We start from the raw sequence: 17,551 nt of genomic DNA on the forward strand, positions 1-17,551 counted from the left end.
TTGACCGGATCCATTCATCGTCCGCTTGGCCTGACGACCAGGCATCGGACCTCGACCCGAGGGCGCCCTGCAAGGACAGGGGCTGCATCGCCCCAACTCGAAAACAAAGGAATGGCGTAGATCATGAAAAGGCTGTCTCTGAGTCGACTGGTGCCCACCGCGGCGCTTCTGCTGCTGGCGTGCGCGGCGCATGCCAGCCCCGTGACGTTCAAGTTCACCGGACAGGTCACCGGCAGCTATGGCTATCTCAACAAGGCCACCGACCTGCCCCTGGGCGCGGAGATCTCGGGCACGGTCTCGTATGAAACGTCCCTGAAGAACATCTCCTTCCTCTCGTCCGCCGGCACCTACTCGGACTACTCAGCCTCCAGCGGCATCACGCTGCTGGCACCCCATGGGAGCATCACCAGCAAGTTGCCCGGCACGTTTGTCGGACTGCGGCTGAGCACGGTCGACAACCACGCGACCTTCCCCTCAGGGCCCGATACGTTCGGCATGTACGAGTACTTCGACAGCCTCACCCTGGCGGGGTTCCGAAGCATCTATTCCATCGGCATCGGCTTTGAGCTCGCCGACCGGCTTTCAGGCCTGAATCTTCCAGGGTCCTTGTCGGCCCAGGACATCCGTTCGGGCCACTGGAACATCCAGTTCATGGATGGCTCCGGGCTGTACGGCACCGTCGGCATCCTCGGCAACCCGTCGGCGGTGCCGGAGCCCAGCAGTGCGCTGCTGGGCTCGCTGGCGCTCGGGCTCCTGCTGATCGGCCGTCGTCGTCCGCGCCGCACCACGCCCACGGCCTGACCACAGGCAGCAGGCGATCGCGGCACCGAGGAGCCACGGCCGGCCCGCGCGCCGGTCCGGCCGGGTGCCTGAAGGTCGGCGGCCTCGTTGACCCCGAGCACCGTCCGACGCCGTTGCCACCGATCGCGCCGACGCCCGTGCAGAAGCAGCCCTTCCCCTCCGTCCCGCAAGCCGCCCTGGTGCTGCTCGCCTGCTTCCTGCTGCAGTACCTGGTGGGCGTGCTGCTCTACGACGCCCGCCGGTCCCTCGGCCTGTCCGAGGACCAGATCGTCCCCCTGGGCCTGCTGCTGGCCGATGGCCTGCTGGCGGCCGCCCTGCTGCAGTTCAGCGGCATGAGCTACCGGGACCTGCTGCATCCCAGCCGCTCGTCGGTCGGCGCGACCTGCCTCCTGCTGGTGCCGCCGGTGCTGGCCCTGGTGCCGCTCACGCTGGGGCTGGATCAGATGCTGATCTCAGCCCTCCAGTCCGTGTGGGCCCCCTCCGCCTGGGAGCAGGCCGCCTTCGAGCGCATGATGGCGCCCACGCTGGCCACCGCCCTCGCCTCCTGCGTGCTGGCGCCCCTGTTCGAGGAGATGCTGTTCCGCGGCCTGCTGCTGCGGGCCTTTCTGCAGCGCTATCCGCGTGGCGTGGCCATCGTCTGCTCGGCGCTGTACTTCGGCGTGGCCCACCTGAACCTCTACCAGTTCTTTCTCGCCTTCTTCCTGGGACTGGTGCTGGGCTGGCTGTATGAACGCTCGCAGTCGCTGATCCCCTGCATCGCGCTGCATGCCGCGCTCAACAGCGCGGTGTTCGCGTTGAGCAAGCAGGCGCCTGCGGAGGCCGCTGCGGAGGCGCCTGCGATCAGCGCCAACGGCCTGGCCGCGTTCTGGCTGACGGCCCTCGCCCTGGCCGCCCTCGGATCCTGGGCGCTGCATCGGCTGCTGCGGCGCGGACGGCGGGCGGATGGCGCCTGATGCCCCCTTCTCCATTCACCTCAGCCCTTCGATGACCCTGCCCTACCCTCCCGTGCTGGACGAATCCAAGGTCGGCGAGTACCCCGCCTCCACCAAGTCCGGCGGCGGCTATGTCTGGGATGCCGTGCTCGAGTACCGCGTCTGGTGCCACCCCGAACGGGGCGCGCCGGACCTCGCCGAGGGCAGCGACTACTACGACGCCTTCTCCACGCATGAGGAAGCCGCGGCCTTCGCCCGGGACACCGCTGGCGCCGAGGACCCGCTCGCCCTCGTGCTGCAACGCGAGTACCTCGACGAGCCGACGCCGGGCGAGTACCGGCACGTGCGCGAGGAGCGGATCACCGAATGGCTGCCCGCCTGGCTGAGCCGCCCGCCGCGGGACGAGCGCACCATCCCCGACTTCCTCGCCGCCCCGGCCACGCCCCACCGCCTGGATGTGCTGCGCGGTCGGGCGCCGCGCGAGTGAGCCCGCCGTGATGCCTCCGCCCCAGGCCGGACGGTCGCCGGGGCACCTGGGAGGCGCTCGTGGCCAACCTGCGGCTTCCCGAATGCTGGCTCCTACGTCGGCCCCTGCACCTGGCAAGCGGTGACGTTCGATGTGCAGAGGCGGCCTCAGCGAGGCCCTCACTTGACGCGTTATATGATGCGCCGCCTATGGATGCGATCGCCACCTTGATTCATGTCGTGCCAGCCATCGTCGCCCTGGCCTTGCTGGTCAGCTGGGTCTGGACCGGCGTCTGGGCGTATCACGACGCCACGCGCCGCGGCAAGCCGGGAGGCGCCGTCGCCGTCCTCGTGATGTTCGTGGCGTGGCCGCTGGGCCTGGCCGTGTGGCTCGTCCTGCGGCCCGAGGAGCGCCGCCCTCCGTTCAACCTGGACGACTTCCGGTCGAGATGAGCACTGCCACGATCGCCCGCGCGATCGCCGTCTTCCTGCTGGCGATGTCCGTCGGCTATTTCTCAGCCGCCTGGGACTGTCGCCAGCGCCTGGCCGACTTCGACGGCGTGACGCTGGTGACCGCCAGGGCGAACGTCGAGAACCTCCAGGAGATGAGCACCTTGGAGCGCGGCGGCGCGGCACTGCCCTTCATCGGCCGGCCGACCCACCAGGCGACGGTCTCATTCCAGACCCGGGGGTGGGGCCGCATCTCCGGGACCCGCCCGCTGCCGGCCGCCGTTCTGGACGAGGCACGGCACAACGGGTCGATCCCGATCGAGTACCGCCCCGAGAGCCCGTGGCACTACCGCTTCCCGGGCCTCGAGCCGACGCCCGCGCGCCCACTGAGCCTCGCGCTCGGCCTGCTGCTTGCGGCGGGCCTGATCGCCTGGCGGCACCGCCCGGCGTGAGCCTGCGCCGGTGTTCGCCGTGACGGGCGCCGCCCGCCGATCGAGGCCCACACAACGCGGCAAAATGCCGCCCATGCCTCGCTTCATCGCCCCCCTTCTGGCCGGCCTCGCCCTGTCCCTGAGCCTCCCGGCCCTGGCGCAGGGCAGCGTCTACCGCTGCACGGACCCCCACGGCAAGGTCGCCTACCAGTCCCTACCCTGCACGGACGCCCAGACGACCCGGCGCGTGGAGCTGGACACGCGCTTCGTCGGTGGCCAGGCGGCCCCGCGACTGGGCGAGCCCCCCGTCACCGAGCCCGGCGAGCCGGGCAAGAACGGCGACGGCCCGCCCGAGGCTCCCCCGGCAGCGCCGGCTCCCCCCGCGCCGCCCCGCGTGAAGCTGCCGGCCCCCACGGCCCAGGAGGCGGCCACCTGGGGCAAGGGCACGGACGTCATCGTTGTCTCCGGCTACCAGGCCAGCAGCCAGCAGACCGCCGTGAACATCACCCACCCGACGCGCCCGGTGCTGCTGGTGCTCAGCTCCTACCTGCCGGTGCAATGGCGTGTGCTGCCCACGCCGGGCACCCGCATCAAGGCGGTCCTGGTCTCGTCGTACCAGCAGCGCTCCAGCGTGCAGGCCCCGCCCGAGGTGCCCGTGGCGCAGGACGAGCTGCCCCATGCCATCGAGACGGCCAACATCAACTTCCGGCAGCTGCTGGGCAAGCTGCACGCCCGCTACGGCGTGCAGGCGGCGGTCGCCTTCAACGGCGACTACACCCTGCCTGGCGTCGTCACGGTGAAGGGGCCGTTCCCGGCGGACCCCGCGCTCACGCGGGAAGGCGTCCGCCCCGAGGCGCCGCGCCTGCCGATGAGCTTCGATCTGGTCAGCGCCGATGGTCGTCGCATCGCCTGGACGAATGCCGGCCCCGCGGACGGCAAGCCGCAGCAAGCGCCCCTGCGCAGCAGCGGCGGCACGCAGGCCGTCGCGCTGCGCGAGGACGGCCAGGAGGCCTTCGCCCTGCATGGCAACGGCGGCGAGCTGCGCTGGTACCCGCGCGGTCTCGCCGGGGGCTGGACGCCGCTCCCACCGTCCAAGGAGCTGCCGCCGCTGTCCTGGGGCAACGGTCTGGCGCTGGACCCCGCCACCGGCATCCTCGCCATCGTCTCCTTCGGCGGCGAGGGTCACTTCTACCGCTACGACACGCGCAAGCGCACCTGGCTGGGCGCGCGCTCGCTGCAGGACCGCGACCTCATGGGCCTGGCCTTCAACCCGGACACGGGCGGCTACGTCTCGATGTCCAACGCGGCCGAGCTGGTGTTCTTCAACGGCCAGGGCCAGTTGGAGAGCGTGCGCTCGGTGGCCAAGCTCCTGCCCGACCTGGACAGCACCTACGACCGCCACAACAGCCGCATCGACGGCCTGAGCGTGGTGGCCCGTGGCAAGGCCGTCGCGATCCTCCGCATGGTCAAGGGCGCGGTGACGCACATCTGGACCTACGAGGTCGCGACCAACCGCGCGCAGCTGACCTTCAAGGCCCCCGAGTGAGGGCGGCATCCCCACGGCCGGGCGCCGCCTGAGCGCGGCGCCCGGGCGCGCGGGGATGCCGACGTGAGCTGTCGGCGATACTGCGCGCCCCCGCTCCGCGATCACCCCGTCCATGCCGACCCGTCGCCTCCGCCCCTCTCACCGCGCCCTGGCGGGCGCCGCCCGCCTCAGCGCGATCCTCTGCGTCGCCGCTCTGCAGGCCTGCTCCCCCCTGCAGACGCGGGCACCGGCCGATGCCCCGCCCCCGCCGCGCCTCGTGGTCTTCATGGCCGTGGACGGCCTGCCGATGCGCCAGGTCCTGGCCTACCGGGACCAGCTGGCCCCCGACGGCTTCCGGCGCTTCCTGGACCGCGGCCGCTGGTTCTCCGACGCTCACCACGGCCATGGCTACACCGTGACGGCCGCCGGCCACTCGGTGATGCTCAGCGGCGCCTACCCGAAGCAGAGCAGCATCATCGGCAATGAATGGGTGGACCCGCTCACGCGCGAGGAGCGCTACAACACCGACGACCCGGCGCACCACTACCTCGATCACCCCACGCCCCACCTGGCCGGCACCAGCCCGCGCAACTACCGCGTGGAAACCGTGGGCGACGTGCTGCGCACGGTGCATCCCGAGGCCCGCATGATCGGCATCTCGGGCAAGGACCGCGGCGCCATCCTGCCCACCGGCCACCTGGGCATGGCCTATGTCTACATGCAGAGCAGCGGCGGCTTCTCGACCAGCTCCTACTACCTGCCCGAGCTGCCGGCCTGGGCGAAGGCCTTCAACAACGCGCATCCGGCGGACCGCTACTTCGGCCGGCGCTGGACCCCGCTGCTGGACGATGAGCAGGCCTACGACCGCTCGGTGCCGGACGGCCAGCCCTGGCAGTCCACCGGTGGCAACGGCAACCGCCTCCCCGCCGTGGTGGACGGCGGCCTGGCGGCGCCCGGCCCGGCCTTCTGGGCCAACCTGCTGCCCTCGCCCTTCGCGGACGAGCTCACGCTGGACTTCGCCCGCGCCGCCCTTGCCGGCGAGCACCTGGGCGAGGACGGCGTGCCCGACCTGCTGAGCGTCAGCCTCTCCAGCCACGACTACGTCAACCACGCCTTCGGGCCGGAGTCGCGGCTCTCGCACGACCACTTCCTGCACCTGGACCGCTACCTGCAGGCCTTCTTCCAGACGCTGGACGAGCGCGTGGGACGGGACCGCTACATGGTGGTGCTGACGGCCGACCATGGCTTCATGGACACGCCGGAATGGGCGCGCTCGCAGGGGCGGGACGCCGGCCGGGTGCCGCTCAAGACGCTCATGGCCGCGGTCAACGACGGTCTGGCGGCGCAGCTCGGCGAGGGCCCGTGGGTCACGCACTGGTCGGCGACGGGCATGCTGTTCGACGAGGCCCGCATCCAGGCCCGCGGCCTGGACCCCGAGGCCGTGTATGCCGCCGCGGCCCGGCTGGCCGAGCAGGTGCCCGGCATTGCCGCCGCCTTCACCCGCGCCCAGCTGGCCGGCAACGGGCCGGCGCCCGAGCTCCTGGCGCGCATGCGCCTGTCCTGGCATCCCGACACGGCGGCGCCGCTGCAGATCGTCGTCAAGCCGGGCTGGATGATCAGCAGCAAGACCACCGGCACCACGCACGGCTCGCCCTACCGCTACGACACGAACGTGCCGATCCTCGCCTGGGGCCCGGCCTGGTGGGGCCAGGGCGAGGTGACGCAGCCCGTGGCCGTGGCGGACATCGCCCCGACGCTGGCGCGCATCCTGCGCCTGCCCGCGCCGAAGCAATCGCAGGGTCAGGTCTTGCCAGTGCCCGGCCTGGCGCGCTGAGGCCGGCGCGCCTCAGCCACGGCCCGGCAGCCGGCGCCGGGCCTGGTCAGGCCTTGCCCGGCGCGAGCAGCCTGGCGTGGTGCTGCAGGTGCTCCGCGATGAAGCTGGCCACGAAGTAGTAGCCGTGGTCGTAGGCGCTGTGACGGCGCAGGGTCAGGTCTTGCCCCACCTCGCGGCAGACGGTCTCCAGCCGTTCCGGCTGCAGCTGCTCGGCCAGGAACTTGTCCGCCAGGCCCTGGTCCACCAGCAGCGGCGGCAGGCGGCCACCGGCTGCGATGAGTGCACAGGCGTCATGTGCCGCCCAGGCCGCCTCGTCGGGACCGAGATAGCCGGCGAAGGCCTTGCGGCCCCAGGGCACCTGGCTGGGGGCCACGATGGGCGCCAGCGCCGACACGGAGCGGTACTGCCCCGGGTGGCGCAGCGCGAGCGTCAGCGCGCCGTGGCCGCCCATCGAGTGGCCCATGAGACCGACGGCCCCGGGCAGCACCGGCAGGCAGGTGGTGACGAGCGCGTGCAGCTCCTGCGTGATGTAGCGCTCCATGCGGAAGTGCGACGCCCAGGGCGCCACGGTGGCGTCGAGGTAGAAGCCCGCGCCGTGGCCGAAGTCCCAGGCCGCGTCCGCCCCCTCGAGACCCGTGCCTCGCGGGCTGGTGTCGGGCGAGACGAGGATCAGCCCAAGGCGCGCGGCCTCGCGCTGGGCACCGGCCTTGATCGCGAACGTCTCCTCCGTGCAGGTCAGCCCGGCGAGGTAGAACACCACCGGGCAGGGCCCTTTCGCCGCCTGCGGCGGCAGGTAGACGCCGAAGCGCATCGGCGTGCCGGTGGACTCGGCGTCATGTTCGAAGAAGCATTGCAGGCCGCCGAAGCAGGCATGCTCGGAGAGGAGGCGCAGCTCGGACGTCATCGCGGCGTCAGTACAGCACGACCGAGCGGATGGACTCACCGCGCTTCATCAGGTCGAAGCCCTCGTTGATGTCCTCGAGCTTGAGCCGGTGGGTGATGAGCTCGTCGATGCGCAGCTTGCCCTCCATGTACCAGTCCACGATCTTCGGCACATCGGTGCGGCCGCGCGCGCCGCCGAAGGCCGAGCCCTCCCACTTGCGCCCCGTCACGAGCTGGAAGGGCCGCGTGCTGATCTCGGCGCCGGCCTCGGCCACGCCGATGATGATGCTGCGGCCCCAGCCCTTGTGCGTGCACTCCAGCGCCTGACGCATCAGCGTCGTGTTGCCCACGCACTCGAAGCTGTAGTCCGCCCCGCCATCGGTCAGCTGCACGATGGCATCGACCACGTTCTCCACCTCCTTGGGGTTGATGAAGTGCGTCATGCCGAACTGGCGCGCCATGGCCTCGCGGGCCGGGTTGATGTCCACGCCGATGATCTTGTCCGCACCGACCATCTTTGCCGCCTGGATGACGTTGAGCCCGATGCCGCCGAGGCCGAAGACCACGACGTTGGCGCCCGCCTCCATCTTGGCCGTGAAGATCACCGCACCCACGCCGGTCGTGACGCCGCAGCCGATGTAGCAGATCTTGTCGAAGGGCGCGTCGGGCCGCACCTTGGCCACGGCGATCTCCGGCACCACGATGTAGTTGCTGAAGGTGCTGGTGCCCATGTAGTGGAAGACCGGCTTGCCGTCGAGCGAGAAGCGCGAGCTGGCGTCCGGCATCAGGCCCTTGCCCTGCGTGCCGCGGATGAGCTGGCAGAGGTTGGTCTTGCGCGAGAGGCAGAACTTGCAGTGCCGGCACTCGGGCGTGTAGAGCGGGATGACGTGGTCGTCCTTGCGGACCGAGGTCACGCCGGGACCGACGTCCACCACCACGCCGGCGCCCTCGTGGCCCAGCACGGCGGGGAAGATGCCCTCGGGGTCGGCGCCGGACAGCGTGTAGTAGTCCGTGTGGCAGATGCCGGTGGCCTTGACCTCGATGAGCACCTCGCCCGCCCGCGGGCCGGCGAGGTCCAGGGTCTCGATGCTCAGGGGCTGGCCGGCCTGCCAGGCCACGGCGGCGCGTGTCTTCATGAGGGATCTCCTGCTCGCGGGAATCTGTCGGAGGTCAGACTGTAGGCGATCGGCGGTCCGCCCGTGGCGAGGGATCCGGAAGGACTTAGCGCTGGACGTTCAGCCGGATCTCGCGCACCCCGCCACCGATCTCCATCAGAACGGTCAGCCGATGGCCCTGGCCGCGGTACTCGGCGTTCAGCGGCGGCAAGGCAGGACTCAGGGCGCTGCCGCCGATCTGGCTGTCGGGCTCGCCCAGGATCTGCAGGACCTCCGACCAGCGCTGGCCCAGGCGGACGCCACGGATGCTCGGCGTGGCGGGCGGACGCAGGCGCAGCATCAAGAGGCCGCCCTGCGCATCGAACTGCGCCATGATGCCCACGGCATGCAGCGTCGTGATGCCGCCTTCCACCTTCAACTCGGCCTCCGGCCCCAGCGCAGCCTGCACGGACGCGAGCGGGTCGCCCAGCTTCACGGCCAGGCCCTCCACGGTCGCCAGCCGGGGTGGGCGCGGGGTCATGGGAACCTCGAGGGCCTTCAGCTGCGCCAGCAGCTCCTGCGCCAGCTTGCGGTCCCGGGGGCCGCCGTTCAGCACGGACTGGCCCCGCCAGACGGTGCGCCGGTCGGCGACCTGAAGCAGGCGCATCTCCACCGCGGTCCCGAAGTTGGTGGTGCTGCCGGTGCGCGTCAGCGACGCCTCGGTGGGCAGGATCAGGAGCACGTGCGTGCGCCCGGGGCTGGCCCGCCGAGGGTCCAGCGTGACCACGCCGGGCAGCCCGCCGGCGTACATCACGTCCTGCAGCTCGCTGCGCAGCTCCTGCATGGTGCGCTCCAGCTTGCTGTTCATCTCGGCCCGGCCGGCGACGGTGCCCACGGGCTTGCCGAACCAGTCCAGCTTGGACTGCATCTCGGGCCTGGCGATCACGAGCACATCGACAGCGCCGAAGGGCTGGCGCGTCTCCACGCGATCGGCGGGCGGGATCTCCGCGGGCTGAAGTTCGCCGACGGTCTTGCAGGCAGAGAGGAGCGGCAGTGCGGCAGCGGCCATGCCGCCGAGCGCCAGATGGCGACGGGTGATGTTCATGGGTCCCTCGGCAGGATCGTTGTTCTTCTGGGCCTCGCGGCGCTGGGATGCCGGCCGGGCCCTGGGGCGAAATTCTAGTCAGCGGCCCCCGCCTGCAGCCGCCGGTACAGCGTCTGCCGTGCGATGCCCAGCTGCCTCGCCGCCGCCGAGACGTTGCCGCGCGTGTTCTCCAATGCCTGGGCGATGGCCTGCTGGGAGAGCTCGCGCAGGTTCTGCGCCGGCCGCACGGGCCGGGCGACGCGCTGCTGCAGCGGGGCCACGAGGTCGTCCGGCAGATGCGCCCAGCCGATGCGGCTGTCCTGCGGCGTCAGCAGCGCGACGGCCGTGCGCAACACCTGGTGCAGCTGGCGCAGGTTGCCGGGCCAGTCGTAGGCCCGCAGCGCCTCGCGCAGGTCCGGCTCCAGGGCCAGGCCCTGGTCGGGCGCGAGGGACTCGATCACGCGGTCGACCAGCGCGTCGAGGTCGGTACGCTCCCGCAGCGCGGGCAGCTGCAGCGCCAGGCCGTTGATGCGGTAGTAGAGGTCCGCGCGGAAGCGGCCCTCGCTCACGGCCTGAGCCAGCGACTGGTGCGTGGCGCACAGCAGCTGCACGTCGAGGGCGACGGGCGCGCCGCCGCCCAGCGGCTGCACCTCGCGCTCCTGCAGCACCCGCAGCAGGCGCGTCTGCAGCGCCAGCGGCATGTCGCCGATCTCATCGAGGAAGAGCGTGCCGCCCTGGGCCTCGCGCAGGCGCCCGGGCGAGCCCTGGCTGCGCGCGCCGGTGAAGGCGCCGGGCGCGTAGCCGAAGAGCTCGGACTCGATCAGCGACTCCGGCAGCGCCGCGCAGTTGACCGCGACGAAGGGCTTGCCGCGCCGCGTGCTGACCTCGTGCAGCGCCTTGGCGAAGAGCTCCTTGCCCACGCCGGATTCGCCGAGGATCAGGAGCGGGATGTCCTTGCCGAGCACCCGACGGGCCTTGTCGGCCGCCGCGCGCCAGCGCAGGTCCCCGCTGTCGAGGCGCTGCAGCGCATCGGCACGGACCGGTTCCGGCGATGCCGCCCGGGCGGTCGGGGCAGAGCCCATCGTCACGACCGTCGGCCCACGGCCCTGCAGCTGCCCGTAGAAGACCTCGCCCCGCTGTGTCCGCAGCTGCAGCGGCCGCCCGCCGGACTGACGCAGGCTGCCGAGCCAGGCCTGCAGCGCGCGCTCGAACAGCTGCGCCCAGGCCGTCCGCTGCAGGTCGACCGCGCCGAGTCCCAGCAGGGCCAGGCCCCGCCGGTTCGCACCGACCAGCCAGCCGTCCTCCGAGAAGGCCAGCAGGCCCTGCGCCACCGAGCCGATCCCCTCGGCCTTGGCATGGAACTGCAGCACCAGCTGATGCCGGCAGCTGGCCATCACCAGGCTGTTCTCGATCATCCGGGCCGCGGTGCCCACGAGGCCCAGCGTGTGCGGATGGCGGCTGCGCTGCTCGCCCGAGATGTCGAGGATGCCGGCCAGCTGGCCCTGGGCCGAGAAGATGGGCGCCGCCGCGCAGGTCAGGAAGCCGTTGCGCTCCAGGTAGTGTTCGGCGCCGTGGATCTCCACCTCCTGCGCCTCGGCCAGGGCCGTGCCGATGGCATTGGTGCCGCGCTGCGACTCGGCCCAGCTCGCGCCGCAGGTCAGGGCCACGCGCTCGGCCTTGCTGAGGAAGTCCAGATCGCCGCGGGTGTGCATCAGCACGCCCTGCGGATCGGCCAGGATGACCATGCTGTGGCTGTGCCGCACCTGCTCGAAGAGGTGCTCCATCACCGGCTCGGAGTGGCTGATGAGCTCATGGCTCAGCGCGCGGCTGCGCTGCAGTGCCGGGCCCACGAGGTTGTCCTGGCAATGCAGGCGGCCGATGGGCGAGAGCCCGGCCGTGAGGCTGCGCTGCCAGGAGCGCGCCAGCAGCGCATCGACGCCGGGGGACGCGGCGAGGCCCTGCTCGGTCAGCCGCTGCCGGGCCTGGCGCAATTGCTGCGCCGGCACGAGGGGGTGGGAACGCATGCTTGTCTCCGTGCGCGGGTGGGCCCGCGGTCTGTGGCGTGGAGTCTAGGAGGCCTGGACGCCCGCGCCGCGGCGAGCCGACAGACGGCTGCGCGAGTGTCGCAATTAGTGACAGGTGTCGCTGACACCGGGCGGACAGGCGTGACAGCCTGCGCGGGCCTCACCCCCCCCGAGGAAAACCCGCGGTGGCCCGCAAATAGTCAGCCATATCAAGCACTTGGCGCCCTGGCAGCGGGTGGGCGCGCCGCTGGCATCGCCCTTGCAAAGGCAGGGGCGGAGCCGGCCGCGACCGAGCACCACCACTGCCACACCCTCGAGCCTTCGACAGGCCACCTTTTCGGAGACAAGCATGATCTACGCCCCCCCCGGCACCCCCGGCGCCAAGGTCCAGTACAAGACCCGCTACCAGAACTTCATCGGCGGCCAGTGGCGCGAGCCCGTCAAGGGCCAGTACTTCGATGTGATCACCCCGATCACCGGCCAGGTCTACACGCAGGCCGCGCGCTCCACCGCGGAGGACATCGAGCTGGCGCTGGACGCCGCCCACGCCGCCGCCGATGCCTGGGGCAAGACCGCGCCCGCCGCGCGCGCCAACGTCCTGCTGCAGATCGCCGACCGCATCGACGCCAACCTGGAGCTGCTGGCCTACGCCGAGACCGTGGACAACGGCAAGCCGATCCGCGAGACGCTCAACGCCGACATCCCCCTGGCCTCGGACCACTTCCGCTACTTCGCCGGCTGCGTGCGGGCCCAGGAAGGCGCGCTGTCCGACCTCGATGAGCACACGGTCGCCTACCACTTCCACGAACCGCTGGGCGTGGTCGGGCAGATCATTCCCTGGAACTTCCCCATCCTGATGGCGGCGTGGAAGCTGGCGCCGGCCCTGGGCGCGGGCAACTGCGTGGTGCTCAAGCCGGCGGAGTCCACGCCCACAAGCATCCTGGTGCTGATGGAGCTGATCGCCGACCTGCTGCCCCCGGGCGTGCTGAACGTGGTCAACGGCTTCGGCCGCGAGGCCGGCATGCCGCTGGCCACCAGCAAGCGCATCGCCAAGATCGCCTTCACGGGCTCGACCTCCACGGGCCGCGTGATCGCGCAGGCCGCGGCCAACAACCTCATCCCCGCCACGCTGGAGCTGGGCGGCAAGTCGCCCAACATCTTCTTCGCCGACGTGGCCGATGCGGACGACGCCTTCTTCGACAAGGCCATCGAGGGCCTGGTGCTCTTCGCCTTCAACCAGGGCGAGGTCTGCACCTGCCCCTCGCGCGCGCTGGTGCACGAGTCCATCTACGACAAGTTCATGGGCCGCTGCCTGGAGCGCATCGCCGCCATCAAGCAGGGCAACCCGCTGGACACCGACACCATGATCGGCGCCCAGGCCTCCAAGGAGCAGATGGCCAAGATCACGTCCTACCTCGACCTCGGCCGCCAGGAAGGCGCCGAAGTGCTGATCGGCGGCTCGCCCGCGCAGATGGCCGGGGAGCTGGCCGGCGGCTACTACATCCAGCCGACGGTCTTCAAGGGCCACAACAAGATGCGCATCTTCCAGGAGGAGATCTTCGGCCCGGTGCTGGCCGTGACCACCTTCAAGACCGAAGCCGAGGCCCTGGCCCTCGCCAACGACACGCTCTACGGCCTCGGTGCCGGCGTGTGGAGCCGCAACGGCAACGTGGCCTACCGCATGGGCCGCGCCATCAAGGCCGGCCGCGTCTGGACCAACTGCTACCACGCCTACCCGGCGCACGCGGCCTTCGGCGGCTACAAGGAATCGGGCATCGGCCGCGAGACCCACAAGGACATGCTGGACCACTACCAGCAGACCAAGAACCTGCTGGTCAGCTACAGCGAGAACAAGCTCGGCTTCTTCTGATGCCGGACTCGCTCATCGCGTGAGCCAGGGGAGCGGAGCGATCCGCTCCCCTGTGTCCTTGACGAACTCCGGGAGCCCGACATGGCTGACACCGACCCTCCCCGCGTCGTGGCCACGGACGCCGCGCTGGACCTCATCCGCCGGCTGCAGGCCGAGCACGGCCCGGCGCTGATGTTCCACCAGAGCGGCGGCTGCTGCGACAACAGCGCCGCCAACTGCTACCTGCCCACGGACCTCACCATCGGCGCGCAGGACGTGCACCTCGGCGAGGTCGGCGGCGTGCCGTTCTACATCGGCAAGCTGCAATACGAGTACTGGAAGCACACGCAGCTGATCCTCGACGTCATCGAGGGCCACGGCGGCACCTTCTCGCTGGAGGGCTCGACCGGCCTGGCCTTCCACACCCGCTCGCGGCTGTTCACCGACGAGGAATGGGCGCAGATCGCGGCGCAGGTCGAGCGGGACCTGGCCTGAGGCCGGGACGCCGGCTCAGGCCGCCGGTGCGCGGTAGACGAGCACCTTGAGCGCGCGCTCCGGGTCGGCGTCGGCGAAGGCCGGCGGATTGGCGAGTCGCTCGACGAAGCGCAGGTCCGGCACCAGCTCGGCCATCTGGTCCTTCAGAAAGGCCGTGTCGAGCTTGGGCGTGTTCAGGCACAGCAGCGCCTCACCGCTCGGCGCCAGCAGCTCCGGCAGGCGGCGCATCAGCCGGGCGTAGTCCTTGGTCGCCACGAAGCTGCCTTTCTGGAAGCTCGGCGGGTCCAGAATGACGAGGCCGTAGGGCCCGCCGCGCTTGAGCTTGGCCCAGGAATTGAAGATGTCGTGGGCCAGGTAGCTGGCGCGGCCCTTGTCCAGCCCGTTGAGCTCATGGTTGCGGCGCCCGATGGACAGCGCCCCGGACGCCATGTCCACGTTGATCACCTCGGCCGCCCCACCCTGCAGCGCCGCGACGGAGAAGGCGCAGGTGTAGGCGAAGAGGTTCAGCACGCGCAGGCCCGGCTGCGCCTCGGCGCGCCCGCGCACCCAGCGCCGGCCCTCGGCCATGTCGAGGAAGAGGCCGTGGTTCTGGCCCTTCAGCACGTGCACGGCGTAGCGCGCCCCCTGCTCGCTCACGACATGCGGCTCGGGCACGCTGCCGGCCATCAGGTGCGTCTCGACCTGGTGCTCCTGCCGGCACTGGAAGACCCAGTTCAGCGCCTGCCCGGGCGCGATCTGCGCCCAGCGGGCCGCGAGCGCCTCGCCGACGGCGGCCACCTCCGACGCCGGCACGGCCTGGAAGCTGGTCAGCACGAAGACCGGCTCGAACCAGTCCAGCACCCAGTGCTCGCAGCCCGGATGCCGGCCCCCGCGGCCGTGGAAGAGGCGGCCGGCGTCGGCGGGGAGCGCCATCGTGGCGAGGGTGTCGAGCAGGGCTTGCATGGGCGATCGGGAGCGCAAAGCCTGGCATTGTCGGCGCAAGGCCGGGCACCGGGGCGTCAGTACGGCTGCATCACCTGCTGCCACAGCCGCTCGCGCAGGCGCTCGGCTTGCGCCACCGGCAGGCAGGGGATGTCGAGCGCACGGCTCGTCTTCGAACTGCCCTGGCTGTCACCGCGCAGGTGGCACAGGCCCAGGCTGCGGTCCAGGGCGGAACTGTAGAGGCTCAGCTGCTGCAGGCGCGGCCCGGCCACCACCACCCAGCGGCGCGTCAGCACGCCGTGACGGAAGAGCAGCAGCTCGCCGCATTCGGCGTAGGCCGCGAAGCGGACCCAGGCGCGGCAGTAGGCGGTCAGGCCCAGGGCGAGCACGGCCGCGCCACCGGCCAGCCCGGCTGCGCCGATCGGCCCGCCCAGCCCCAGCTCCACGCCGACCATCGCCAGCAGCGCGACAGCCAGGAAGCGCCCGGCGCCCCACAGCTGCCGCCAGAAGGCCTGGGGCGCGAGCGGCTGCCAGCGCAGCCCGGCCCAGTCCAGCGCTGGCAGGCAGCGTTGCAGCAAGGCATGCGCCTCGGCAGGCGTCGCGATGGGGGCCAGTTCGTCAAAACGGCCGCTGGCATCGAGCCCGTGGTCGTGGTCATGCGCATCGTGCCCCGCCACGCTGACCGCGAGACGGCAGCGGCCGAAGCGGCGGTGCAGCCAGGTTTCCACGAGCTCCCAGCGCTGCAGGCGCGGCAGGCGGGCCGACGCCGTCACCTGGGTGCTGAGGCCGCGATGCATCAGGAGCTTCTCGCCGTCCTGCTCCAGGCGGAAGCCGTGGTAGCGGAAGAAGGCGAGCACCACCGAGAGCAGGCGCACGAAGAGCAGGAAGGCCAGCACCAGCAGCGCGATCTCCGCGGCCAGCCACAGCCAGTGCCCGCTCTCGAAGAGCCGCTTGAAGGCATCGCGCGCCCAGGCCGTGGGCACGGACAGCCAGCCGAAGAAGCGCCGGTGCAGCTCTGGCTTCTGCGCGACCGCCGCGAACACGGTGCCCACGACCACCATGCCGCGGTTCGAGATGAGGCCCAGCCGGAGGATGTCCAGCGGGGCGAGGCGATGCAGCAGGCGAGGCGCTGCCGCGGTGGACACGGCGGGGGCCGGCGTCGCGCCTTCGGGCGGTGAAGCCTCGGCCGGGACCGTCCGCCCGGCGCCCTTCAGCGCCTCCTCCAGCGCCATCGCCGCCGGCAGGCCCAGCACCTTCATCACCGCCTCAGGCTTGCCGCCGGCGGCGGACTCCAGATGCACCTCGACCACGCCCAGCAGGCGGTGCGGCAGCTTGCGCAGGCGGCTCGTGTTGTGGATGCGCGCGAGCGGCACGTGGCGCACGCGGCGCCCGAGCACGCCCTCGTGGATGACCAGCTCCGTGCCCTGCAGGGCGTAGCGGTAGCGGCTGGCCTGCAGCACGGACCAGATCGCCGTGAAGCCCAGCGGCACCGCGGCCCAGACCTCCCAGCCCGAGCCGCGTCCGAAGACGACGGCCGCCAGCACGGGCAGCGCCACGTGGCGCAGGAGCTGCGCCGCCACGAACAGCGCCGACAGCGGGTGCAGCCGCTGCCACTGGCCCGTCGTCAGTGCGTCCGCCTGGCCCTTGCGGCCCGGGTCCTGCGCCTCATTCATGCTGACCCTGCACGCGCGGCATCAGGGACTCGCGCAGCGCCTGCGCCTCGGCCAGCGGCAGCCCGTGCACGGCGGTCTTGTGGTCGTGCTGGCCGGCCGTGTGCAGCTCGAGGCGGGCCATGCCCCAGAGCCGCTCCAGCGGCGACTGCTGCAGGTCCAGGTGCTGGAGCCGGGCGATGGGCACCCAGCTTTCGGTGCGCCACCACACCCCGCTGCGCAGCACCAGGCCCTCGCCGACCTGCAGCGCCGCGCCGTAGGCCCGGAAGCGCCAGGCGCCGAAGAGCGCCCCCACGCCGAGGCTGAGCAGCGCAACGCCCAAGGCGCTGGCCAGCAGCCAGGACCAGGGCCAGGCCTCATCCAGCAGCGACAGCAGGCCGATCAGCCCGCCTCCCAGCACCACGCCCATCCACAGCGCGGCACGCAGCTGCCACAGCAGCCGCAGGGCCTCCATCTTGCCCAGCGCCCGTGCGGCGCGGCCCTCCGCCATGCCACTCATCTGTCGTGCTCCTCAGGATCAGCGGGCCTCGGTCGGGCCCGTGGGGTCGTCGGTGCCGGTCTCGGCAGCGGGTCGGCTCAGGGCTTGGTGACGCCCAGCAGCTCGACGTCGAAATACAGCGTCGCGCCAGGCGGGATCACGCCGCCGGCCCCCTTCTCGCCATAGGCGATCGAGGCCGGGCAGGTCAGGCGGGCCTTGCCGCCCACCTTCATGCGCTGCACGCCTTCGGTCCAGCACTTGATCACCCGGCCCAGCGGGAACTCGGCCGGCTGGCCGCGGCTCACGGAGCTGTCGAACTCGCGACCGTCCGCGAAGGTGCCGACGTAGTGCACCCGCACCTTGTCCGCGGCCGTGGGCTGCTCACCGGTCCCGGCCACCAGCTCCTGGTAGACGAGGCCCGTGGCCGTCGTCACAGGCTCGGCGGCGACGGCCGCGGTCCAGGACAGCGCGAGGCCCAGCAGGGCGGCAAGGGGCATCAGGCGGCGGGCAGGCATCTTCATGGAGGTCTTCGAGGGAGTGTCGGAATGCGGCGCATCATGCGGCAAGCGGGCCGGTCCGCCAAGACGGGACGTTCCGGAGTTCGCCCACCTGCGCG

17 protein-coding genes are annotated in these 17,551 nt (G+C 71.6%); 9 read left to right on the plus strand and 8 right to left on the minus strand.

The window, feature by feature from the left end; genetic code table 11:
• Positions 1-123: 123 nt before the first annotated feature.
• The 7 genes from QRD43_RS00890 (at position 124) to QRD43_RS00920 (ending at position 6,438) form a co-directional block, all read left to right on the plus strand.
• Positions 124-801: a PEP-CTERM sorting domain-containing protein gene (locus tag QRD43_RS00890; protein ID WP_285980582.1), complete on the plus strand. Its 678-nt coding sequence runs from the start codon at positions 124-126 to the stop codon at positions 799-801.
• A 137-nt stretch (positions 802-938) separates the two neighbouring features.
• Positions 939-1,754 (plus strand): CPBP family intramembrane glutamic endopeptidase, encoded by an 816-nt coding sequence (locus QRD43_RS00895; protein ID WP_285980583.1) that lies wholly within the window; start codon positions 939-941, stop codon positions 1,752-1,754.
• A 31-nt stretch (positions 1,755-1,785) separates the two neighbouring features.
• Positions 1,786-2,220: a GCN5 family acetyltransferase gene (locus QRD43_RS00900; RefSeq protein WP_285980584.1), complete on the plus strand. Its 435-nt coding sequence runs from the start codon at positions 1,786-1,788 to the stop codon at positions 2,218-2,220.
• 188 nt (positions 2,221-2,408) lie between these two features.
• Positions 2,409-2,651 (plus strand): hypothetical protein, encoded by a 243-nt coding sequence (locus QRD43_RS00905; protein ID WP_285980585.1) that lies wholly within the window; start codon positions 2,409-2,411, stop codon positions 2,649-2,651.
• Entirely contained in the window at positions 2,648-3,100 is a 453-nt protein-coding gene (locus tag QRD43_RS00910) for a hypothetical protein (RefSeq protein ID WP_285980586.1), read from the plus strand. The genes QRD43_RS00905 and QRD43_RS00910 overlap by 4 nt, the downstream gene beginning before the upstream one ends.
• Before the next feature lie 73 nt (positions 3,101-3,173).
• The gene (locus QRD43_RS00915) at positions 3,174-4,625 is read left to right on the plus strand and encodes a DUF4124 domain-containing protein (RefSeq protein WP_285980587.1); all 1,452 of its coding nucleotides are present in this window, start codon (positions 3,174-3,176) and stop codon (positions 4,623-4,625) included.
• A gap of 112 nt (positions 4,626-4,737) precedes the next feature.
• The gene (locus QRD43_RS00920; protein ID WP_285980588.1) at positions 4,738-6,438 is read left to right on the plus strand and encodes an alkaline phosphatase family protein; all 1,701 of its coding nucleotides are present in this window, start codon (positions 4,738-4,740) and stop codon (positions 6,436-6,438) included.
• 46 nt (positions 6,439-6,484) lie between these two features.
• Here the strand turns inward: QRD43_RS00920 and fghA are convergent, their stop codons facing one another.
• From fghA to QRD43_RS00940, 4 genes are all read right to left on the minus strand, one after another.
• Positions 6,485-7,342 carry an S-formylglutathione hydrolase gene (gene fghA, locus QRD43_RS00925; RefSeq protein ID WP_285980589.1) on the minus strand — a complete coding sequence of 286 codons (858 nt, stop codon included), beginning with the start codon at positions 7,340-7,342 and terminating at the stop codon, positions 6,485-6,487.
• Between the two features lie 7 nt (positions 7,343-7,349).
• A complete protein-coding gene (locus QRD43_RS00930; RefSeq protein ID WP_285980590.1) occupies positions 7,350-8,456 on the minus strand; it encodes an S-(hydroxymethyl)glutathione dehydrogenase/class III alcohol dehydrogenase in 1,107 nt (368 codons plus the stop codon).
• 85 nt (positions 8,457-8,541) lie between these two features.
• Complete coding sequence (locus tag QRD43_RS00935; protein ID WP_285980591.1) at positions 8,542-9,519, minus strand: hypothetical protein; 978 nt, start codon at positions 9,517-9,519, stop codon at positions 8,542-8,544.
• 74 nt (positions 9,520-9,593) lie between these two features.
• On the minus strand, positions 9,594-11,522 hold the full coding sequence (locus QRD43_RS00940; protein ID WP_285980592.1) for a sigma-54-dependent Fis family transcriptional regulator: 1,929 nt from the start codon (positions 11,520-11,522) through the stop codon (positions 9,594-9,596).
• 349 nt (positions 11,523-11,871) lie between these two features.
• Between QRD43_RS00940 and exaC the strand changes: the two genes are divergently transcribed.
• Complete coding sequence (exaC, locus tag QRD43_RS00945; protein ID WP_285980593.1) at positions 11,872-13,392, plus strand: acetaldehyde dehydrogenase ExaC; 1,521 nt, start codon at positions 11,872-11,874, stop codon at positions 13,390-13,392.
• An 81-nt stretch (positions 13,393-13,473) separates the two neighbouring features.
• Positions 13,474-13,866 carry a DUF779 domain-containing protein gene (locus QRD43_RS00950; RefSeq protein ID WP_285980594.1) on the plus strand — a complete coding sequence of 131 codons (393 nt, stop codon included), beginning with the start codon at positions 13,474-13,476 and terminating at the stop codon, positions 13,864-13,866.
• 15 nt (positions 13,867-13,881) lie between these two features.
• Here QRD43_RS00950 and QRD43_RS00955 read toward each other — a convergent pair whose 3' ends face one another.
• From QRD43_RS00955 to QRD43_RS00970, 4 genes are all read right to left on the minus strand, one after another.
• A complete protein-coding gene (locus QRD43_RS00955; protein ID WP_285980595.1) occupies positions 13,882-14,808 on the minus strand; it encodes a class I SAM-dependent methyltransferase in 927 nt (308 codons plus the stop codon).
• Positions 14,809-14,864: 56 nt separating this feature from the next.
• The gene (locus QRD43_RS00960; protein WP_285980596.1) at positions 14,865-16,460 is read right to left on the minus strand and encodes a PH domain-containing protein; all 1,596 of its coding nucleotides are present in this window, start codon (positions 16,458-16,460) and stop codon (positions 14,865-14,867) included.
• Complete coding sequence (locus tag QRD43_RS00965) at positions 16,453-16,956, minus strand: PH domain-containing protein (RefSeq protein ID WP_285980597.1); 504 nt, start codon at positions 16,954-16,956, stop codon at positions 16,453-16,455. Before QRD43_RS00965 ends, QRD43_RS00960 begins: the two co-directional genes overlap by 8 nt.
• A 77-nt stretch (positions 16,957-17,033) precedes the next feature.
• Positions 17,034-17,450, minus strand: a complete 417-nt coding sequence (locus tag QRD43_RS00970; RefSeq protein WP_285981522.1) for an FKBP-type peptidyl-prolyl cis-trans isomerase — start codon at positions 17,448-17,450, stop codon at positions 17,034-17,036.
• Positions 17,451-17,551: the final 101 nt, after the last annotated feature.

It is taken from the genome of Roseateles subflavus (assembly GCF_030285365.1).
In the GTDB taxonomy this organism is placed as follows: Bacteria; Pseudomonadota; Gammaproteobacteria; order Burkholderiales; family Burkholderiaceae_C; genus Roseateles_B; species Roseateles_B subflavus.